Origin of the sequence: Stenotrophomonas sp. TWI809, assembly GCF_039673205.1 — a bacterium.
Classification (GTDB): domain Bacteria; phylum Pseudomonadota; class Gammaproteobacteria; order Xanthomonadales; family Xanthomonadaceae; genus Stenotrophomonas.
Genome location: NZ_JBDJLE010000013.1, coordinates 40,612 through 60,890 on the forward strand (window position 1 = coordinate 40,612; position 20,279 = coordinate 60,890).

Below are 20,279 nucleotides of genomic sequence, written 5' to 3' on the forward strand. Positions count from 1 at the left end.
TCGGCGCCTGCGCGCGCCATGAAAGCCCGCGCGCGCAGGCGTAGAATGGCGGGGTGAATTTCCCCGTCCAAGCCATCACCCTCGACCTCGACGACACCTTGTGGCCGTTCGCCCCCATCGGCGCCCGCATCGACCAGGTGTTGTACGAGTGGATGCTCCAGCACAGCCCCGCCACCGCCGCGATGTACCCGGTGGCGGCGATGCGCGAACTGCGCGAGCGCTCCTTCCATGACAACCCGCACCTGCACTACGACCTGAGCGCGCTGCGCCGGTTGACGCTGAGCGAGGCGCTGGAGAAAAGCGGCGCCGATCCGGCCCTGCTGGAACCTGCCTACGAGGCGTTCTACGCCGCGCGCAACCAGGTCGAGTTCTATCCGGATGCGATGGACGCGCTGGCCCGGATCGCCGCACGCGTGCCGGTCGCCGCCCTCAGCAACGGCAATGCCGACCTGCAGCGCATCGGCGTGTCCCACCATTTCACCTTCCAGCTCGGCTCGCGCGAGCACGGCGCGGCCAAGCCCGCAGCGAGCATCTTCCATGCGGCCTGCGAGCGCCTCGCGGTGGCCCCTGCCCACGTGCTGCACGTCGGCGACCACGCCGAGATGGACGTGGTCGGGGCGATGCAGGCCGGCCTGCGCGGCTGCTGGATCAACCGCGAAGAACACCCCTGGACCCACCCTTCACTGCAGCCCGATCTGCAGTTCGACACCCTGACCGGGCTGGCCGACTGGCTGGATGCGAACGCATCCGCCCAGCACGCGTAAGCCGCCGCCCAAGGAGCACTCGAGTCCCATGTCCCAGATCAACGGTTTCACGTCCGACACCTCGCATGCGCTGCCGCTGCATGTGATGACCCGCGAGCAGTACGCCGGCTGGCGTGCGCAGCAATCCGACGCGCTCGGCGCGTGGCTGGACGCGCAGCGCTTCAACGGCAGCGGTGGCAGCGTGGTGCTGCTGCCGGGCGAGCACGGCCTGGCCGGCGCGATCGTCGGTGTTGGCGACCCGGGGGATGTCTACAGCTACGCGCACGCGCCGTTCGCGCTGCCGGAAGGCACTGTCTGGACACTGGCGGATGCACTGGCGCCGGAGATCGAGACCCTGCTGCAGATCGGCTGGGGCCTGGGCAGCTACCGCTTCGCGCGCTACCGAACGCCCAACCGCGCGCCGGCCCAGCTGGCTGCCACGCCTTCGGCCGAAGTGCGCGATGTGATCATCGCCAGCCTGCGCGTGCGCGACTGGGTCAACACCCCGACCGAGGACATGGGTCCGCAGCAGCTGGAAGATGCCGCGCGCGAACTGGCCACCGCGCATGGTGCGCAGATCGACGTGATCACCGGCGATGCGCTGCTGGAGCAGAACTTCCCGTCCATCCACGCCGTGGGCCGCGCCTCGCATCGCGCGCCCCGCCTGATCGTGCTGCGCTGGGGCAACGCAGGCCAGCCGCACGTGGCGCTGGTCGGCAAGGGCGTGTGCTTTGACACCGGCGGGCTGGACATCAAGCCGGGTGACGGCATGCGCAACATGAAAAAGGACATGGGCGGCGCCGCGCACGCACTGGGCCTGGCCGGCCTGATCATGGCCCAGCAGTTGCCGGTGCAGCTGACCCTGCTGATCCCGGCGGTGGAAAACGCGATCGGTCCGGATGCGTTCCGCCCGGGCGAAGTGATCGCCACCCGCAAGGGCCTGAGCATCGAGATCGACAACACCGATGCAGAAGGGCGCGTGATCCTCGCCGATGCGCTGACCTACGCCAGCGAGCAGCAGCCGGAGATCGTGCTCGATTTCGCCACCCTGACCGGCGCGGCCCGCATCGCGCTGGGCCCGGACCTGCCGGCACTGTTCAGCAACGACGACACCCTGGCCCAGCAGTGGCTGCAGGCCGGTGAATCGGTGCGCGATCCGGTCTGGCGCATGCCGCTGTGGCGCCCGTACCTGCGCTACCTGCACAGCAACATCGCGGATCTGGCCAACGCCGGTTCGCGCATGGCCGGCTCGGTCACCGCCGCGCTGTACCTGGAGCGGTTCATCGCCGAAGGCCAGACCTGGGCGCATCTGGATGTCTACGCCTGGAACGACGGCGAACGCCCGGGCCGTCCGGCCGGTGGCGAAGCGCTGGCGCTGCGTTCGGCGTGGGCGATGCTGAAGACGCGGTACGCCTGAGGCTGCACCGGCTAGTACCCGGTACGCGCTGTTCCCACGATCCCCGCTCCGGCGGGGATCGTCGTTTCTGCAGAGTTGGCGAAAATGTGAATATCGGCCTGCGCCGGGTTCTGACACCATGCTCCTGTCGCCCACCCACACACATCGTGAAGGCAGGAATCCGGACATGTCGCTCTTCGGCTATACCCGCGCTGGTCGCGAACCGGGCGCTCCACGCCCTCAGTCACCGCTGCTGTGGATCGCGCTGATCGCCCTGATCTCGGGTGGCCTGGTGCTGGCCTTCGCCTGGCTGGCCGGCTGGATCGGCCGCGACCGCGTCACCGCGCAGACCTTCACCGATGCCATCGAGGCGACCGGCCCCCCGCAGCCCGGCTTCCGCCGCGCGCATACCAAGGGGGTCTGCGTCAGCGGTGTGTTCCAGGGCACGCCGGAAGGCGCGGCGCTGAGTTCGGCCCGCGTGTTCCGGCAGCGCCAGGTACCGGTGTTGGGCCGCCTGTCGATCGGCGGCGGCGACCCGCATGGCGCCGACAACAAGGCCCGCGTGCGCAGCATGGCGCTGCAGCTGGTCAGCGACGATGGGCAGGAATGGCGCATGGCGATGAACAGCTTCCCGTTCTTCGCGGTGCCCACCGCCGAGGCCTTCCTGGAACAGACCCGCGCCGGCACGCCGGACCCGGCCACCGGTAAACCGGACCCGGCAAAGATGGCCGCCGTGCTGGAGAAGTACCCCTCCGCGCGTGCCTTCCAGCAGTGGGCCAAGACCGCCCCGTGGTCGAACAGCTGGGCCAACACCCCCTACAACGGCGTCAACAGTTTTCGTTTCACCGCCGCCGATGGCAGCCACCACTTCGTGCGCTGGAGCATGCGCCCACAGGCGCCCTTCGAGGACATGACGCCGGAACAGCGCGCGCAGTCCGACGATGATTTCCTCAGTGAGGAGTTCGCGCAGCGGCTGGCACAGGGCCCGGTGCGCTGGGACATGTGGGTGACGATCGCCAACGACGGCGACCCGATCAATGACCCCTCGCAGGTGTGGCCGGAAGACCGCCGCCAGGTGAAGGCCGGCACGCTGACCCTGAGCAGCATGCAGCCGCAGGCCACCGGTGCCTGCCGCGACCTCAACTACGATCCGCTGATCCTGCCCAGCGGCGTGGCCGGCACGGATGATCCGATCCTGGCCGCACGCTCGGCGGTGTATTCGCAATCGTTCAATCGCCGCGAGCGCGAAATCGCCAGCGGCAAAGCGCCCGCCGCCACGGGCAAGGAAGGTGCGCGATGAACCGTGATGCCGGCCATTTCAATCTCCTCGCGCGCATCCTGCACTGGCTGATGGCGGCGATGATCCTGACCATGCTGTTCGTCGGCGTGACCATGGTCGCGTCACTGCACTGGCGGCCGATGCTGATCGACCTGCATCGGCCACTCGGCATCGCCATCCTGCTGCTGGTGCTGGTGCGCCTGTACAACCGCCTGCGGCATCGCCCGCCGCCGCTGCCGGCCGACCTGCCCGCCTGGCAGGCCGCGGCGGCGCATGCCTCGCACTGGGTGCTGTACGGGCTGATGCTGGCCATGCCGCTGGTCGGCTGGGGCATGCTCTCTGCCGGCGGCTACCCGATCGTGATGGGCGGCGGCGTGCACCTGCCCGCGATCCTGCCGCACAACCCGGCGCTGTACGCGGCGCTGCGCAATGCGCACAGCCTGCTCGCCTATGTGCTGTTCGCCACGGTGGTGATGCATCTGTCAGCCGCGCTGTTCCACCTGTGGGTGCGCCGCGATGGCGTGTTCCAGGCGATGGCGAAGGGGCCGGGCCGCACCTCCCCCACCGACACCGATCCCCGGTAGCCACCGACCGTTGGTCGGTGGTATCGGATCGCATGCATCGCTGGCACCCCGGTAGTGCCGGCCGCTGGCCGGCTCCCGTTGTTCTCGACAGAGAGGATGCAGAGCCGGCCAGCGGCCGGCACTACAGCCAGCCTTTCTGCCGCGCCAGCCGATACGCCTCGATGCGGTTGGCCACGCCGAGCTTGCCGATGCATTCGGACAGGTAGTTGCGCACCGTCCCGTGCGAGAGCCCGAGCTGGGTGGCGATCTCGCTGGCCGAGCGGCCGTCGCCGGACAGGCGCAGCACCTGGCGCTCGCGGTCGTTGAGCGGATCGGCCTGCGACCAGGCATCCAGCGCCAGCTGCGGATCGATCGCGCGGCCGCCGTGCTGCACCTGGCGCAGTGCATCGGCCAGGCGTTCGGCCGGGGCATCCTTGAGCAGATAGCCGCAGACGCCGGCATCCAGCGCGCGGCGCAGGAAGCCGGAGCGCGCGAAGGTGGTGACGATCACGACCTTGATCGGCAGGCCCTGGCGGGCGATCCGCTGCGCCAGTTCCAGCCCGGACAGACCGGGCATTTCGATATCGGTGACCAGGATGTCCGGCTGCAGCTGCTGCAGCATCCGCCACGCGGCTTCGCCATCGGCGGCGCTGCCCAGCACCTCGATGTCCGGCTCCAGCCCGAGCAGCGCGGACAAGGCGCCGCGCACCATCGCCTGGTCTTCGGCGAGCACGATGCGGATCATGATGCACCCCCGGCAGGCAGCGACGGCGCTGTCGGCACCTCCACCGGCGCCACCACGGCGGTGGTCGCGGCCGGCAAGGTGACCCGCACCGTCACGCAGGTGCCCTCCCCTTTTGCGGACTGCACCGCCAGGGTGCCACGCAGTGCAGCGACGCGTTCGCGCATCCCGGTCAGGCCGTTGCCATCGACGTGGGCACCGCCGCGCCCGTCATCACGGATCTGCATCAACAGACTGCGCCCGTCCTGCTCGAAGGTGATCCACGCCTGCCGCGCCTGTGCATGACGGGCGACATTGGTCACCGCCTCGCGCAGCACCAGCGACAGCGCCCGCTCCGTATCGACCGGCATCGGCGGCGGTGGCGCGTAGTGCAGATGCACATGCTGGTACTCCAGCAGCAACCGCGCCGAGGCGAGTTCGGCCGCCAGATCGCTGGCGCGGATACCGGTGACTGCACTGCGCACTTCGGCCAGCGCCTGCCGCGCGATCGTTTCAGCCTCGTCCACTTCGCGGCGCGAGCCGGCTGGATCGCGGTCGGCCAGCTTGCGCGAGAGCTCAAGCTTCAAGGTGATCAAGGACAGCGTATGCCCCAGCAGATCGTGCAGATCGCGGCCAATGCGCTCACGTTCGGCCGTTGCCGCCAGCCGACGCACTTCGTCCTGGGACAGCTGCAGCGCTGCATCCTGTTCATGGCTCGCGGTTTCGAAATTGACCACCAGGCTGATGATCATCGCCATGCTCGGGATCCAGATCAGCGCCTGCCACGGATAGTGGGCCAACAAACCCACCACCACGAACAACGCGTTCAAGCCCACCAGCTGCAGCAGATAGCGCCCATAGCCACTGCGGCGCGAGACGCGCAGTGTGACACAGCCGAAAATGAAGTAGCTCACCGCCGAGGGGTACCACGCCAGCGGCACCAGCCCCAGCACCACCATCGACAGCGCATAGCGCGGCGCGTGGCAACGCGGTGCGAGCAGCACACCGGCGTACAGGACCAGGAACACCGGGTAGGTCAGCAGGGTCAGCGCCGCCCATCGCCACGTGTAGCCACCGCCGAACAGCGGCGTCAGGAACACCCACAGCGTCCACAGCAGGTGGATCGCATCGACCCACGGCGATCTGCCGCGCCGCAGGTTCTCGGCCACGGCCGAATCCGGCGCGGGGCGCAGCAGGGAGGCGAGCCGACTGAAGGACAAGGACGATTCCAAGGCAGAACGAACAGGCGCGATCATGCCACTTCAGCCGATCCGCCGCAGGCGGCGCCGTGCCAGCCCAAGCGCCACGACGGTAATGCAAAGCAGTACGGCCACGTGGACCCAGGCACTGCCCTGCGCCGGCTGACCGACCGCCGGCAATGCCAGCTGGGCCAGATGCCAGGTCGGCCACAGCGGCGCCATGGCGCTGAACAGCGGTGGCAGCATCGACAGCGGCAGCCACAGCCCGGACAACAACGCCAGCGGCAGATAGACCAGGTTGACCACCGCCGGCGCCGCGTTGGCGCTGACATGGCTGCCGATCAACAGGCCGATCGCGCCCAGCGGCAGCGCCGCGAACGCCGCCACCGCCAGCAGATGAAGCGCGGCCCAAGGGGTGACAGACACACCAGCGCCCATCGCCACCGCCATGAGCAGCATCGCCACCAGCACCGCGAACAGGACGGCCATCAGCAGACGCGCGAGCAGGGGTGCCATCGGTGGCATCGGCAGTGCACGCTTGAGTGTGAGCAGGCCGCCCTCGCGGTCCAGCGCCAACTGCACGCCGAAGCCGAACAGCGCCGGCGCCATTGCACCGAACACGCAGTAGGTGGCCAGCAGATAGATCGAGGCCTGGCCGCGACCGAGCAGCACACCGAACAGGGAATAGAACAACACCGGGAACAGCAGCGACGGCAGCACGAAACCCGGATAGCGCCAGGCACGCCGCAGTTCGCACACGATCTCGGCGCGGTAGATCGGCCACGCGGGCGCGCGGGCGGACGTGGCGGATACGGTTTCAGTCACGGTGTTCATGCGGCCTCCCGGGTCAGTTCAACGAAGGCGTCGGCCAGCCCGCCGCCATGCACGTCCAGTTCCTGCAGCTGCGGATCTTCGGCGAGCAGGCGCGCGACCACCGGCTCGGCCGGTTCGGCCAGCAGCTGCAGGCGCAGTCCATCGCGGACCACCTCGCGCACGCCCGGCCAGGTCTTCAGCGTCTCCACGTCCAGTGCGCTGCGGCAGCGGATGCGACGCGGCGCGAGCTGCTGGCGGAACTGCGCCAGCGGACCATCGGCCAGCACCCGGCCCTGTTCGATCACCACCACGCGCTGGGCCAGCGCCTCGGCTTCTTCCAGATAATGCGTGGTCAGCAGCACACCGCAGCCCTCGGCCGCCAGCTGCCGGATCGCCTGCCAGAGCTGCTGCCGTGCCTGGATATCCAGGCCGGTGGTCGGCTCATCGAGGAACAGCAACTGCGGCCGCCCGCAGACCGCGATGGCGAACTGCACCCGGCGCTGCTGGCCGCCGGACAGCGTTCCGTAGCGACGCCGGGCAAGATCGGTCAGCCCGGCCAGTGCAAGGCAGTCCGCCAGTGAGCGCGGATCGACGTAACAGGTGCGCGCCAGATCAATCAGCTCCCGGACCTGCAGCACCGGTGGCAACGCGGTGGCCTGCAGCATCACCCCGATGCCGCCGCGACGGTCCCGATCCTGCGGGTCGCCGCCGAGCAGCTCCACCCGACCCGCATACGCGCGGCGCAGGCCCAGCAGCAGCGAAATGGCCGTGCTCTTGCCGGCGCCGTTGCGGCCGAGCAGGGCCAGCACTTCACCGCGGTGCAGCGAGAAACTCACGCCCTGCAGGGCGGCGACGTCACCGTAGTGGACCTGGACGTCGTGCAGACAGGCCAGTGGCGAGGCAGTGGATTCAGTCATGGCGGACTCCCGGAGAGGACACCCACAGCTTCTGCTGCCGGCCGCGGCCACCCCAGTGGCCGTCGTCAGCCCATGCAGGTGACAGCTGTCACTGCCGCAGCGCCATGCTGCCGGGCATGCTGTGGACCACCCCGGCCACCGTGCCGGTTTGCCCCCAGGCCGCCGATGCGGTCACACTCGGCCCGATTCCCCGTCCAGACTCACGATGAACGCATCCGCTGAACTGCTCAAGGAACTCCGCATCGACCGCAAGGCCGGTTCCCCGCCCCCGTCGCCCTCGCGACGCGGCCGCTGGATCGTGCTGGCGATCGTCCTTCTCATTGTGTTGGCCGGCCTGGCCTGGTTCGTGCTCGGTCGCGAGCGCCCGATCGCCGTGACCACCGCGCCCGTGGTGGCGATCCAGCAGGGCGGTGCCAGCAGCTCGGTGCTCGACGCCAGCGGCTATGTGGTCGCCCGGCGCATGGCCACGGTCTCGGCCAAGATCACCGGCAAGGTGCGTGAGGTGATGATCGAAGAAGGCATGCGCGTGGAAGAGGGCCAGGTGATGGCCACGCTCGACCCGATCGATGCCAACGCCCAGCGCAGCCTCTCGGCCTCGCAGCTGGAGGCGGCGCGCAGCCAGCTCGCCGGTCTCCAGGCCCAGGTGGCCCAGGCCGATGCCGAAGCCGGCCGCCTGCAGGCACTGGTCGGCCAGCAGCTGGTCTCGCGCTCGCAGTACGACCTGGCCATCGCCCAGCGCGACAACCTGCGCGCGCAACTGCGTACTGCCCAGCGCAACACCACCGTGGCCAGTGATTCGCTGGCGATCGCCGACCTCGGCGTGGACAACAACATCGTGCGCGCGCCGTTCTCTGGCGTGGTCACCGCCAAGGCCGCGCAGCCTGGCGAAATCGTCTCGCCGCTGTCGGCGGGCGGCGGGTTCACCCGGACCGGCATCGGCACCATCGTGGACATGGAGTCGCTGGAGATCGAAGTCGAGGTCGGCGAATCCTTCATCGGCCGCGTGCAGCCGAAGATGCCGGTCGAAGCCACCCTCAATGCCTACCCGGACTGGAAGATTCCGGCCGAAGTGATCGCGATCATCCCCACCGCCGACCGCGGCAAGGCCACCGTGAAAGTGCGCGTGGCGCTGAAGACAAAGGACCCGCGCATCGTTCCCGAGATGGGCGTGCGGGTCAGCTTCCTGGAAAGCGCCCAGCCCGCCGAAGCCGCCAAACCGCAGGGTGTGCGCGTGCCGGCTTCGGCGATCGTGGAGCGCGAGCAGAAGACCGTCGCCTTCGTGGTCAAGGACGATGCGCGGGTGGAACAGCGCGCGATCACCGTGGGCACCACGCTCAACAACGACCGCCAGGTCACCCGGGGCCTGAGCGCCGGCGAGGTCGTGGTAACCACCCCACCGGCCGAGCTGCACGACGGCAGCAAGGTCACCGAAACCCCCTGACCGGCTGACAGCTGCGTCACGCGAGCCGCTCTCACGCTCGCGGCAAGTGCGATTCCCTCGTGCCGTCACGGCGCGCACGGTGGCGGCTGTCCGTCACCGCGGAACCCGGCGGCCCTCGCCCGGGCGCGCCGTACGCTCTTTCTTCCCGATCCATGGAGAACCACCCATGTCCACCCTGGTTTCGCTCCGCAACATCACCAAGACCTACCAGCGCGGCCCCGAGAAAGTGCAGGTGCTGCACGGCATCGATCTGGACATCCAGGCGGGCGATTTCGTCGCGTTGATGGGCCCCTCCGGCTCGGGCAAGACGACCCTGCTGAATCTGATCGGTGGGTTGGATACGCCCACCGCCGGCGAGATCGAGATCGAAGGCGAGCGCATCGACCGCATGAGCGGCGGCCAGCTCTCGACCTGGCGCAGCCACCACGTCGGCTTCGTGTTCCAGTTCTACAACCTGATGCCGATGCTGACCGCCCAGAAGAATGTGGAGCTGCCGCTGCTGCTCACGCACCTGGGCCCAGCGCAGCGCAAGCGCAATGCCGAAATCGCGCTGACCCTGGTCGGCCTGGCCGACCGCCGCAGCCACCGCCCCAACGAACTGTCCGGTGGCCAGCAGCAGCGCGTGGCGATCGCCCGCGCGATCGTTTCCGACCCGACCTTCCTGATCTGCGATGAGCCCACCGGTGACCTGGACCGCCAGTCCGCCGAGGAGATCCTGGGGCTGCTGCAGCAGCTCAACCGCGAGCACGGCAAGACCATCATCATGGTCACCCATGATCCCAAGGCCGCCGAGTACGCCACGCACACGGTGCACCTGGACAAGGGCGAACTGGCCGACGCGCCAGCGGCCCACTGACGGAGGAGGCGGCGATGAAATACTTTTCGCTGGTCTGGGCACAGCTGTTCCGCAGCAAGACCCGCACCCTGCTGACGTTGTTGTCGGTGGTGGCGGCCTTCCTGCTGTTCGGCATGCTCGATTCGGTCCGGGTGGCGTTCAACTCCGGCGGTGACACCATCGAAGGCGCCAAGCGGCTGGTGGTCTCCTCCAAGCTCTCGATCACCCAGAGCCTGCCCCTGCGGCTGCTGCGCGATATCGAAGCCACCCCGGGCGTGCGCAAGGTCAACTACGCCATGTGGTTCGGCGGCATCTACCAGGACCAGAAGAACTTCTTCCCGAGTTTCTCGGTCTCGGACAACTACATGGACCTGTACCCGGAGTTCGAGCTGCCGCCCGAGCAGGCCGAGGCATTCAAGAACACCCGGACCGGTGCACTGGTCGGTGAAGCCCTGGCCAAGCGCTTCGGCTGGAAGCTGGGCGACACCATTCCGATGCAGGCCACGATCTTCCCGCGCAAGGGCAGCAACGACTGGCCGCTGGAATTGACCGGCATCTTCCGGGCCAGGGACCGCAACAACGCCGGTGCGGAGAACCAGATGATGCTGCACTGGAGCTACTTCGATGAATCCAACGACTACATCAAGAACCAGGTCAGTTTCTATACCGTGCAACTGGAGAACCCTGCCCATGCCTCACGCGTGGCGCAGGCGATCGATGCGCTGTCGCTGAACTCCGATCATGAGACCAAGTCGCAGACCGAGGCCTCGTTCTCGCAGGCCTTCGCGAAACAGTTCGCCGATATCGGCCTGATCGTCACCGGCATCATGGCCGCGGTGTTCTTCACCCTGGTGCTGCTGACCGGCAACACCATGGCCCAGGCCGTGCGCGAGCGCATCCCGGAGCTGGCGATCCTCAAGACGCTGGGCTTCAAGGATGGCACCGTGCTGGTCCTGGTGATGGTCGAGTCGGTGCTGCTGATCGTGCTCGGCGGGCTGATCGGCATGGGCCTGGCCTCGATCGTGATGCCGGTGATCAGCGCCAGCAGCCAGGGCATGATCAGCCTGCCCGGCGTGCCAGCGCAGACGTGGGGGGTGGCGCTGTGCCTGATGGCGGTGATCGGAATCGTGGTGGGCCTGCTGCCGGCATTGCGGGCGCAGCGGTTGAAGATCGTCGATGCATTGGCCGGGCGCTGAGGAGACCACCATGAAAACGCACTGGATGTGGAACGTAGTGACCGTGGTAGCGCTGCTGGTCGCCCTGGTGGTGTGGATCGTGCTGCCGTGGTGGATGGTGCTGGCGATCGCCGTGCTGCTGGCCGCGTGGCTGGTGCTTACCCGCAGTGGCCGCTTGTCGCTGGCAGCCGCACGGATCGGCATCGCCAGCCTGCCGCAGCGCTGGGGTGCCTCCTCGGTGATCGTGGTCGGCATCGCCGGCGTGGTCGGTGTGCTGGTGGCGATGCTGGCCATGGGCGATGGCTTCAAGGCCACCCTGGAGCGCAGCGGCAGCGATGACGTGGCGATCGTGCTGCGCGGCGGCTCGCAGGCGGAAACCAACTCGGTGATCATGCGCGACCAGGTCCCGTTGATCGAGAACCTGCCCGGCGTGGCCCGTGGCAGCGACGGCAAGCCGCTGATCTCCGCCGAGCTGTCGCAGGTGATCAGCCTGCTCTCGCGCAGCGACCACAGCGATACCAACGTGCAGTTCCGTGGCGTCGGCGAGCAGGCGTGGGCGGTACGCGACAACGTGCGCATCATCGCGGGCCGCAGGTTCAAGCCCGGCCTGCGCGAAATCGTGGTCGGCAAGGGCGCGCAGGCACAGTTCGAGGGCCTGGAGATCGGCAAGACCCTGCAGCTGGGCAAGCAGGAATGGACCGTGGTGGGCGTGTTCGCCTCCAACGATGTGCACGAGTCGGAGCTGTGGTCGGACACGCAGACGCTGTCCACCACCTACAACCGCAGTGCGTATCAGTCGGTCAACGTGCGCACCGAGGGGGCGGCGGGCTTCAAGCAGTTCAAGGACGCCATGGAGGCGGACCCGCGCCTGAAGCTGGATGTGGAGACTACCCGTGACTACTACCGCAAGCAGTCCGGCGGCCTGAGCAAGCTGATCAGCATTCTGGGCACGGTGATCGGCGCGATCATGGCGATCGGCGCGGTGTTCGGTGCGCTCAACACAATGTACGCGGCCGTGGCCACGCGCGCGCGCGAGATCGCCACCATGCGCGCGATTGGATTCCGCGGCGTGCCGGTGGTGACCGCGGTGATGCTGGAGACGATGCTGCTGGCCCTGCTCGGCGGCCTGCTCGGTGGGCTGGTGGCGTGGCTGGTGTTCAACAACTACACCGTCTCCACGCTGGGCAACAACTTCAGCCAGGTGGTGTTCCAGTTCCAGGTTTCCCCGCAGCTGCTGTGGACGGGCCTGAAGTGGGCACTCGGCATCGGCCTGGTCGGCGGCCTGTTCCCGGCACTGCGCGCGGCGCGGCTGCCGATCACCACGGCATTGCGCGAGACCTGAGCGATACGTTTGAACAACGCGCGTGCGCGTGATCGCGCACGCGAAATACCAAGTCTGGAACCGCACTTGCAAGAGTGCGGTTCTTTTTTTGTGCGTGCGTGTTCACTGCACGTTTAGCTGTCGATCGCGCAGCTGTACGCGCGCTGCGACGACACGCCGCACGCACTCAAGTTGCCTCGCACGTCGCCGCTATTGCTGCCTCGGCCCACTGCGAGGGTGCTGTTGTCTTCGCGCTGCACGACGATGTGAAAAAGGTTTCGTCTGAATGCGTGGTTTTGTCAGCCATCGTTCATTTAAAGCGGTTTTTACGCTTTCAAATGAAAGTAAAAAATTTGAAAAGTCATTAGACTCCCGCCCCCCACGTCGTGGTGTGTTGTTCCCCACGCCGCCCCAACGGGCGAATGTTTTTACAGAGAAAGAGAAACGCACGGATGTATTTGAAGACCAATCCGCTGCGCAACGCGATCGCCATCGCGCTTGTCGCCAGCTGCAGTGCCCCCGCCTTCGCACAGAGTGCCGATGACGGCACCACCAACCTGGATCGCATCGAGATCACCGGCTCGCGCATCCGCCAGGCCAGTGTCGAATCGGCCCAGCCGGTCGTCGCGCTGAATCGCGCCGAGATCGAGAAGAAGGGCTACGTCAACGTCGCCGACATCCTGCAGGACGTCACCGCCGCCGGTTCGCCGAGCATGAGCCGTGCCTCCTCGCTGGAATCGGGTCGCGACTTCGGCGGCATGTACGTGAGCCTGCGCAACCTGGGCCCGGAACGCAGCCTGGTGCTGATCGACGGCCGCCGCATGGGCGTCAGCGCCGGCGGTTACTCCGATCTGGCCTCGATCCCGTCCTCGATCGTGGAGCGCGTGGAAGTGCTGACCGACGGTGCCTCGGCCCTGTACGGCTCGGACGCCATTGCCGGCGTGGTCAACATCATCACCCGCAAGAACTTCGACGGTGCCGAAGTCAGCGCCTACGTCGGCCAGTACAGCGAAGGCGACGGCCAGAAGACCGCCTACAGCGCGACCTTCGGCAAGACCTTCGACCGTGGCTGGGTCACCGTGGGTGGCGAGTACACCGACGAAGATCCGGTCCTGGGCGGCGCGCGTGCGTTCACCGCATACCCGAACGGCCCGCGCCACACCGGCGACGGCCTGAGCGGCGTCACCCCGTGGGGCTACGCGACCGTGGATGGCAGGAACCTCAGCGTGGGCCCGGGCGGCGATCCGACCCAGCTGGGCAATTTCAAGCCGGCGGACAAGGCCAACGACGCCAACACCAAGACCAACATGAGCCTGGTCACCGGGCTGCAGCGCAAGTCGGTGTTCGCCAACGGTGGCTTCTCGATCACCGATGACCTGCGCCTGGTCGCCGATGCACTGTACAGCGAGCGCGAGTCCAGCAAGCAGCTGGCCGGCTACCCGTACCAGAGCACCGGTTCGCGTGCGCTGCTGTCCAAGGACAGCGCGTTCAACCCGTTCGGTCGTGACGTTGCCTTCGCGCATCGCACCGAAGAGCTGCCGCGCGGCACCGAAAACAACCTGACCACCAAGCGCGCCAGCCTGGGCCTGGAAGGCAGCTTCGAGACCGGTTCGCGGTACTGGGACTGGAACGTCAGCTACATGTACAACCGCAATGAAGGCGAGCGCATCGGCACGGGCAGCATGTACCAGCCGAACGTGAACCAGTCGGTCGGCCCGTCGTTCCTGGATGCCAACAACGTCGCCCATTGCGGTAGCGTCGGCAACGTGATTGCCGGCTGCACCCCGTGGAACCCGCTGGCCCCGATGGGCTATACCGGCCCGGGCTCGCTGAGCAACCAGGACGTGCAGGACTTCCTGTTCACCCGCTTCACCGACACGATGCAGAGCACCACCAAGGTGGCCAGCGCCAACATCTCCGGCTCGCTGTTCAGCCTGCCGGCCGGTGACATCCTGGGTGCACTGGGCGTGGAGCACCGCAGTGAAGAAGCCAGCTACTCGCCGGACCTGATGGTCCAGAAGGGCCAGATCGCCGGCACCACCGGCCAGCCGACCCAGGGCGACTACTCGCTCAACGAGGTCTACCTGGAACTGCAGGTCCCGCTGCTCGCCGACATGGCCTTCGCGCGTGAACTGTCGCTGGACATGGCCGGTCGCTATTCGGACTACAACAACTTCGGCTCGACCACGAACACCAAGTTCGGCCTGAAGTGGAAGCCGATCGACAGCCTGCTGGTGCGCGCCACCTACGGCACCGGCTTCCGTGCACCGACCGTGGAAGATCTGTACGGCGGCACCACCAGCACGCGCGATTCGTACACCGATCCGTGCGACACCAGCTTCGGCGCGGCTGCCAACAACCCGCAGGTCCTGGCGCGCTGCCTGGCCAACGGGGTCCCGGCCAACTTCCGCCAGCTCGCCGCTGACGGCACCGCCGCGACGGTACCGGGCCAGCAGGGTGGCACGGACTTCAGCTCGGGCTCCAACGCCGCACTGAAGCCGGAAACCGCCAAGACCTGGACCGTGGGCGTGGTCTACAGCCCGGAGTTCGTCTCGGGCCTGGACCTGAGCCTGGACTGGTGGAAGATCCGCATCAACGACGTGATCGTCGGTGAGTCGGCCACGGACATGCTCAACCAGTGCTACGTGCTGGGTGTGGATGCCGCATGCGACCGCTTCACCCGTGCCAAGTCGGGCCGCACCATCGGTCAGGTCAACGGTCTGGACCGCACGCTGTTGAACGCGGGCTACCAGGAAACGGCCGGCTATGACCTGTCGGTCCGTTACCGTCTGCCGGAGCTGGCGATCGGCAAGTTCGCGGTCTCCTGGAACACCACGTACGTGGACTACCTGGAGCGCAAGAACGACAACGTCGACACCACCCCGGTGCGTCAGTACACGGGCTGGGAAGGCAACTTCCGCGTGCGTTCGAACCTCAATCTGGACTATCAGTACGGCAACTTCGGCCTCGGCTGGACGGCGCGTTACTACTCCAGCATGAAGGAGAACTGTGCGTACACGACCGAGTGCAGCAATCCGGGCTTCAGTTCGGCGTACACGGGCCGCCAGGGCATCAACAAGGTGGGCTCGAACACGTTCCACGATATCCAGGTGCGTTATGTGCTGCCGTGGAATGGCACGGTCTCGATGGGCCTGAACAATGTGTTCGACCATCAGGGTCCGATCATGTACAGCCAGCCGAACAGCAGCTTCACGTACTACGGTGGGTTCGATATCGGCCGCTATATGTACATGAAGTATCAGCAGCGTTTCTGATCGGGTTCGCCTGATCCACCTTTTCTGATCTGCGGCTTACTCTCTCCAAGCCGCAGAGTGGAAGTAAGACGGCGCCTTCGGGCGCCGTCTTTTTTTTGGTTCTGCAGTTTTGGAGTTATGACTTCTAGAGCGACTGCCTTTAGAGCGACGCTTCTAGAGCAACAGCCTTCAGAGCAACAGCTTTCAGAGCAACAGCCTCTAGTGTTGGACTCGCCCTGGCTTGGGCGGGCACGGGTGGGTTGCCGGGACCCGCTGCAAGTACGTCCATGTAAGCTCGTATGCCGCCATCCATGGCGGCATACGGTCCCGCCAACCCACCCGTGCCCACCCTTTGACAGTGGGCTGGTACGCAATGGGAAAGCGGCACCGCGGCTGCGGCTTTTGATCTACTCGCTTTTGATCTGCGCGGCTTTGATCTGCTCAGCATTGATCCGCCCAGCTTGATGGGCTCAGCGTTGCTTTGCTCCGCCTCACAGACTCCGCTTCACCTGCTTGGCTACGCTCTGTCGTGGCTGCGCTCTATCCTGGCCGCCCTCTGTCTTGGCTGCGCTATGTCTTCGCTACGCTTCGACGGGCGTCGCTTCCACCAGATCAATACGCTCGGCGCTGCAGCAATGGCGCCGAAGTACCGAGCCGCCTGTCGCTTTGGCCTTGGCCACCAGCCCACTGTCGGAGGCGGGGTTTGGGTGGGTGCGCGGGACCATATGCCGCCATGGATGGCGGCATATGAGCCCCCATGGATGGGTTCACGGCGGGTCCCGCGCACCCACCCACACCCCGCCTGGCCACGCACCCCGGCAAACCAGGGCTCAAGCTTTCAGGCTTTCAGGCTTTCAGCCTTCAGCGCTTCAACGCACCACCCGCCCGCGACCGCCACACTCCGTCGCCGATGAACAGCAGCAGCCCGGTCCAGATCGCCGCGAAGCCCACCGCCTTGGCCGTATCGAACGGCTCGCGGAAAAAGAACACGCCCAACAACAACCCGATACTGGGCGCGATGTACTGCAGAATCCCGACCAGCGACAACGGAATCCGCTTCACCCCGTACGCGAAGCCGATCAACGGCAACGCCGTCACCGCACCGCCGAAGATCAACAGCGCATCATTGCGCCAGCCCCAGCCGCTGAAGAAACCGCCCCCGTGCCCGTTCTCGCTCCACAGCGCGAACCCGATCGCCGGCAGGAACAGATACAGACTCTCCACGCCGAGGCCGGCCACCGGGTCCACCGAGATCATCTTGCGCAGCAGTCCGTACAGGCCGAACGAACAGGCCAGCCCCAGCGCGATCCAGGGCGGCGTTCCCGCATCGAGGGTCAGCCATGCCACACCCAGGGCCGCGCAGCCCACGGCGAGCCACTGCAGGCGGCGCAGGCGCTCTTTGAGCACCACCACACCGAGTACCACGCTGACCAGCGGATTGATGAAGTAGCCCAGGCTGGTCTCGATCACATGCCCCGCGTTGATCGCCCAGATGTACAGGCCCCAGTTGAACGCGATCGCCACGCTGCTCAGCGCCAGCGTCGGCAGCGCGCGGGGCTGGGCCGCGATCGCCTTCCACCAGCCCAGGCCGTTGCTCAGCAGCAGCCAGGCCACCACCAGCACCGTGCTCCAGATGATGCGGTGCGCGATGATCTGCTGCGACGGCACGGCCTTGAGCAGGTGCCAGTAGACCGGCACCAGACCCCACAGGGTGAAAGTGAAGGCGGTGATCGCCAAGCCGCAGCGCTGCTCCTGCAGGCTGTGTTGTGCAGACAGGCTCACTTCGTGCGCGTCCGGGCCAGGGTCAGCACCACCACGCCGGCCAGGATCACCGCCATCGCAAGGAAGTCGCGGCCGCCAAAATGCTCGTTGCCGATGATCACGCCCAAGATCACGGCGATCACCGGATTGACGTAGGCATAGCTGGCCACCAGGGCCGGGCGCACGTTGTGCAGCAGCCACACGTAGGCGGTGAAGGCGACGATCGAACCGAACATGCACAGGTAGGCCACCGCCAGCAACCCATTCATGCTGGGCCAGGTGGTCGGGCGTTCGCCACTGAGCAGGCCGAGCACGATCAGCATCGCGCCACCGCAGAGCATCTGCCCGGCGGCGGTCATGAACGGGCTGGGCAGATCCAGGCCGCGCGCCCAGATCGAGCCGAAGGCCCAGCCGATCGGGGCGATCAGCAGCAGGATCAACCCCTGCGGCGTAGCGGTCAGGCTGCTGCCGGCGTTGAGCCAGACCACGCCGAGGAAGCCGATCGCGATGCCCAGCCACTCGCCACGGCTGGCGTTCTGCCCGCGCATCGCGCCGAACAGGGCCATCCACAGCGGCACCGAGGCCACGGCGGTCGCGGCCAGGCCCGAGGACACCGTGCGCTCGGCCAGCACCACCATGCCGTTGCCCAGCACCAGCATGGTCAGGCCCATGATCGCCAGGTTGCGCCACTGGCGCCGGGTCGGCGCGGGCGAGCCACGCCAGCGCAGCACGGCGTACATCAGCGAGCCGGCGATGATGAACCGGCCGCCGGAAACCATCGTCAGCGGCAGCGCGCCGCCCTCCAGCGCCAGCCGGATCCCGAGATAGGTGGACCCCCAGACCACGTACACCAGCAGCAGCGCCAGGACGACCAGGCCGCTGCGGGGAGCGGCCGACGGGGATTCGGGTAGGACGGCCATGGGCCACCACAGTGCGGGGGAACACGAATTCTAGGCCGTTGCCGATGGCGCGGCACCCCTTGTGCTGGCACGCTGATTTCACCGGGCCGCCTCGTGCTGCCTGACACGCACCCGTTTTTGACGTGCGGTAAGGTAACAAGAGCAATCCACGCTTCCCCGCCAGGACCCCCTACCCTGTATGAGTACATCCGTCCCCGCCACCGCGGCACCTTCCGACCGGGCCGCCCTGCGGCGTTCCATCTCCAATACCCTCAAAGGCTCGGCCGGCAATCTGGTCGAGTGGTATGACGTCTACGTCTACTCGGTCTTCGCGGTCTACTTCGAATCCCAGTTCTTCTCGGCCGCCGACAAGAACTCCACGATGTATGTGTGGGCGATCTTCGCCGCCACCTTCCTGATGCGCCCGATCGGCGCGTGGTACTTCGGCCGCTTCGCCGACCGCTACGGCCGCCGGCTGGCGCTGACGGTGTCGGTCACGGTGATGGCCGCCTGTTCGTTCCTGATCGCGATCACCCCGACCGCCTCGCAGATCGGCATCTGGGCGGCGGTGATCCTGCTGTTCGCGCGCCTGCTGCAGGGCTTCGCCACCGGCGGCGAGTACGGCACCAGCGCGACGTACATGTCCGAGGCCGCCATTCCCGGCCGGCGCGGCTTCCTGTCCTCGTTCCACTACGTCACGCTGGTCGGTGGCCACGTGCTGGCGCAGCTGACCCTGCTGGGCATGCTGACCTTCTGGGACAAGCCGGAGATCTCCGCCTGGGGCTGGCGCGTGGCGTTCGGCATCGGCGGCATCGCGGCGATCGTGGTGTTCTGGCTGCGCCGGAGCATGGACGAATCGCTGCAGACCGATTCCATCGAAGCCGCACGCGATGGCCGCGCCAAGGCCTCCGGCTCGATGCGTGAGCTGTTCGTCAACCAGTGGCGTCCGCTGCTGCTGTGCTTCCTGATCACCGCCGGCGGCACCGTCGCGTTCTATACCTATTCGGTCAACGGGCCGAAGATGATCCAGAGCGCATTCGCGGGCGATGACGTCATGACCGGCACGATGATCAACCTCGGCGTGCTGACCTTCCTGATGGTGCTGCAGCCGATCGGCGGCTGGCTGTCGGACATGGTCGGGCGCAAGAGCCTGCTGGTGTTCTTCGGCATCGGCGGCGTGCTGTACAGCTGGTACCTGATCACTGAACTGCCCAACCAGCACGATCCGTTCATGGCCTTCCTGGTGCTGGGCATCGGCTTCGTGATCCTGACCGGCTACACCTCGATCAACGCCGTGGTTAAAGCCGAACTGTTCCCGACCCATGTGCGCGCACTGGGCGTGGGCTTTGGGTATGCAATGGCCAACTCGCTGTTCGGTGGTACCGCGCCGCTGCTGTACCAAGGCGCGCTGAAGACCGGCCAGGTCGGCATGTTCGCGGTGTACGTCACGGCGATCATCGCCGTCTCGCTGGTGGTCTATATGTTCTTCCTGACCAACAAGGGCCCGAACTGGCTTGATGGCACGCGCAAGTAACCGCGGCACGGCCCACCCCGCGATCGCGCGGGGTGGGGGGATGCTCGCGATGCTGGTCCCGGGCTTCGCCCAGGCCGGCACCGCTGCTCATGCAATCAGCGCCCCTGCGGGCGCTGCATTGTTATGGGGGGCTGCCCTGCTCGCCACCGGCACGACCGTGGCGTGGGTGCTGGGTCGCCCATCGGCACAGGCCCGCTGGCCGCGGATCGGTTTCGGCCTGGCGCTGCTGGCAGTGATGGTCGCCCTGGCACTGCAACTGGCGGCCGACCTCGGCAGCGGGCACAGCGCGCTGCAGCTGCGTTTCGGCCGGCATGCCGCCAGTGCCGACACCCAGCCGGCGCGGTTCGGCTGGATGATCGCCTGTTACCTGGCCGCGCTCGCGGCCAGCGGCTGGGGCGCCTGGCGTCTGTTGCGGCGGCGCTGAGCGC

Annotated in this window: 17 protein-coding genes; 11 read left to right on the forward strand and 6 right to left on the reverse strand. The window is 67.1% G+C overall.

All coding sequences use genetic code 11. From position 1 onward, the window contains the following. Positions 1–53: 53 nt before the first annotated feature. The 4 genes from ABE472_RS11400 to ABE472_RS11415 all read left to right on the forward strand — a co-directional run bounded on the left by ABE472_RS11400 (position 54) and on the right by ABE472_RS11415 (position 4,002). A complete protein-coding gene (locus tag ABE472_RS11400; RefSeq protein ID WP_102788871.1) occupies positions 54–764 on the forward strand; it encodes an HAD family hydrolase in 711 nt (236 codons plus the stop codon). A gap of 28 nt (positions 765–792) precedes the next feature. Beyond that, positions 793–2,160, forward strand: a complete 1,368-nt coding sequence (locus tag ABE472_RS11405) for a leucyl aminopeptidase family protein (RefSeq protein ID WP_313208838.1) — start codon at positions 793–795, stop codon at positions 2,158–2,160. Between the two features lie 166 nt (positions 2,161–2,326). Then, on the forward strand, positions 2,327–3,439 hold the full coding sequence (locus tag ABE472_RS11410; RefSeq protein ID WP_346464193.1) for a catalase family peroxidase: 1,113 nt from the start codon (positions 2,327–2,329) through the stop codon (positions 3,437–3,439). Further along, on the forward strand, positions 3,436–4,002 hold the full coding sequence (locus ABE472_RS11415) for a cytochrome b/b6 domain-containing protein (RefSeq protein ID WP_313208840.1): 567 nt from the start codon (positions 3,436–3,438) through the stop codon (positions 4,000–4,002). Before ABE472_RS11410 ends, ABE472_RS11415 begins: the two co-directional genes overlap by 4 nt. Before the next feature lie 121 nt (positions 4,003–4,123). On the opposite strand, the gene ABE472_RS11420 is transcribed toward ABE472_RS11415, so the two are convergent. From ABE472_RS11420 to ABE472_RS11435, 4 genes are read right to left on the reverse strand one after another with little or no spacing between them, the layout of a single operon-like run. Next, a complete protein-coding gene (locus ABE472_RS11420; protein ID WP_123731154.1) occupies positions 4,124–4,726 on the reverse strand; it encodes a response regulator transcription factor in 603 nt (200 codons plus the stop codon). Then, positions 4,723–5,958 (reverse strand): sensor histidine kinase, encoded by a 1,236-nt coding sequence (locus ABE472_RS11425; RefSeq protein WP_346466215.1) that lies wholly within the window; start codon positions 5,956–5,958, stop codon positions 4,723–4,725. The genes ABE472_RS11420 and ABE472_RS11425 overlap by 4 nt, the downstream gene beginning before the upstream one ends. 6 nt (positions 5,959–5,964) lie before the next feature. After that, positions 5,965–6,735, reverse strand: a complete 771-nt coding sequence (locus tag ABE472_RS11430; protein ID WP_346466216.1) for an ABC transporter permease — start codon at positions 6,733–6,735, stop codon at positions 5,965–5,967. Continuing rightward, positions 6,732–7,631: an ABC transporter ATP-binding protein gene (locus ABE472_RS11435; protein WP_346466217.1), complete on the reverse strand. Its 900-nt coding sequence runs from the start codon at positions 7,629–7,631 to the stop codon at positions 6,732–6,734. The genes ABE472_RS11430 and ABE472_RS11435 overlap by 4 nt, the downstream gene beginning before the upstream one ends. A gap of 205 nt (positions 7,632–7,836) precedes the next feature. On the opposite strand from ABE472_RS11435, the gene ABE472_RS11440 reads away from it, so the two are divergent. The 5 genes from ABE472_RS11440 (at position 7,837) to ABE472_RS11460 (ending at position 15,678) form a co-directional block, all read left to right on the forward strand. Beyond that, on the forward strand, positions 7,837–9,072 hold the full coding sequence (locus tag ABE472_RS11440) for an efflux RND transporter periplasmic adaptor subunit (protein WP_313219916.1): 1,236 nt from the start codon (positions 7,837–7,839) through the stop codon (positions 9,070–9,072). Positions 9,073–9,238: 166 nt separating this feature from the next. Continuing rightward, entirely contained in the window at positions 9,239–9,928 is a 690-nt protein-coding gene (locus ABE472_RS11445) for an ABC transporter ATP-binding protein (protein ID WP_313208846.1), read from the forward strand. 14 nt (positions 9,929–9,942) lie between these two features. After that, entirely contained in the window at positions 9,943–11,103 is a 1,161-nt protein-coding gene (locus ABE472_RS11450; protein WP_313208847.1) for an FtsX-like permease family protein, read from the forward strand. Between the two features lie 10 nt (positions 11,104–11,113). Continuing rightward, a complete protein-coding gene (locus tag ABE472_RS11455) occupies positions 11,114–12,424 on the forward strand; it encodes an ABC transporter permease (RefSeq protein WP_313208848.1) in 1,311 nt (436 codons plus the stop codon). Between the two features lie 431 nt (positions 12,425–12,855). After that, positions 12,856–15,678, forward strand: coding sequence for a TonB-dependent receptor (locus ABE472_RS11460; RefSeq protein WP_346466218.1), 2,823 nt, complete (start codon positions 12,856–12,858; stop codon positions 15,676–15,678). Positions 15,679–16,518: 840 nt separating this feature from the next. Here ABE472_RS11460 and rarD read toward each other — a convergent pair. Together rarD and yedA are read right to left on the reverse strand one after the other, a co-directional pair. Beyond that, positions 16,519–17,439, reverse strand: a complete 921-nt coding sequence (gene rarD / locus ABE472_RS11465) for an EamA family transporter RarD (protein WP_346466219.1) — start codon at positions 17,437–17,439, stop codon at positions 16,519–16,521. Next, positions 17,436–18,338 carry a drug/metabolite exporter YedA gene (gene yedA / locus ABE472_RS11470; protein WP_346466220.1) on the reverse strand — a complete coding sequence of 301 codons (903 nt, stop codon included), beginning with the start codon at positions 18,336–18,338 and terminating at the stop codon, positions 17,436–17,438. The genes rarD and yedA overlap by 4 nt, the downstream gene beginning before the upstream one ends. Positions 18,339–18,516: 178 nt before the next feature. Between yedA and ABE472_RS11475 the strand changes: the two genes are divergently transcribed. Both ABE472_RS11475 and ABE472_RS11480 read left to right on the forward strand, forming a co-directional pair. Beyond that, the gene (locus tag ABE472_RS11475) at positions 18,517–19,851 is read left to right on the forward strand and encodes an MFS transporter (RefSeq protein ID WP_313208852.1); all 1,335 of its coding nucleotides are present in this window, start codon (positions 18,517–18,519) and stop codon (positions 19,849–19,851) included. Beyond that, entirely contained in the window at positions 19,835–20,275 is a 441-nt protein-coding gene (locus ABE472_RS11480; protein ID WP_313208853.1) for a hypothetical protein, read from the forward strand. Before ABE472_RS11475 ends, ABE472_RS11480 begins: the two co-directional genes overlap by 17 nt. Positions 20,276–20,279 lie beyond the last annotated feature (4 nt).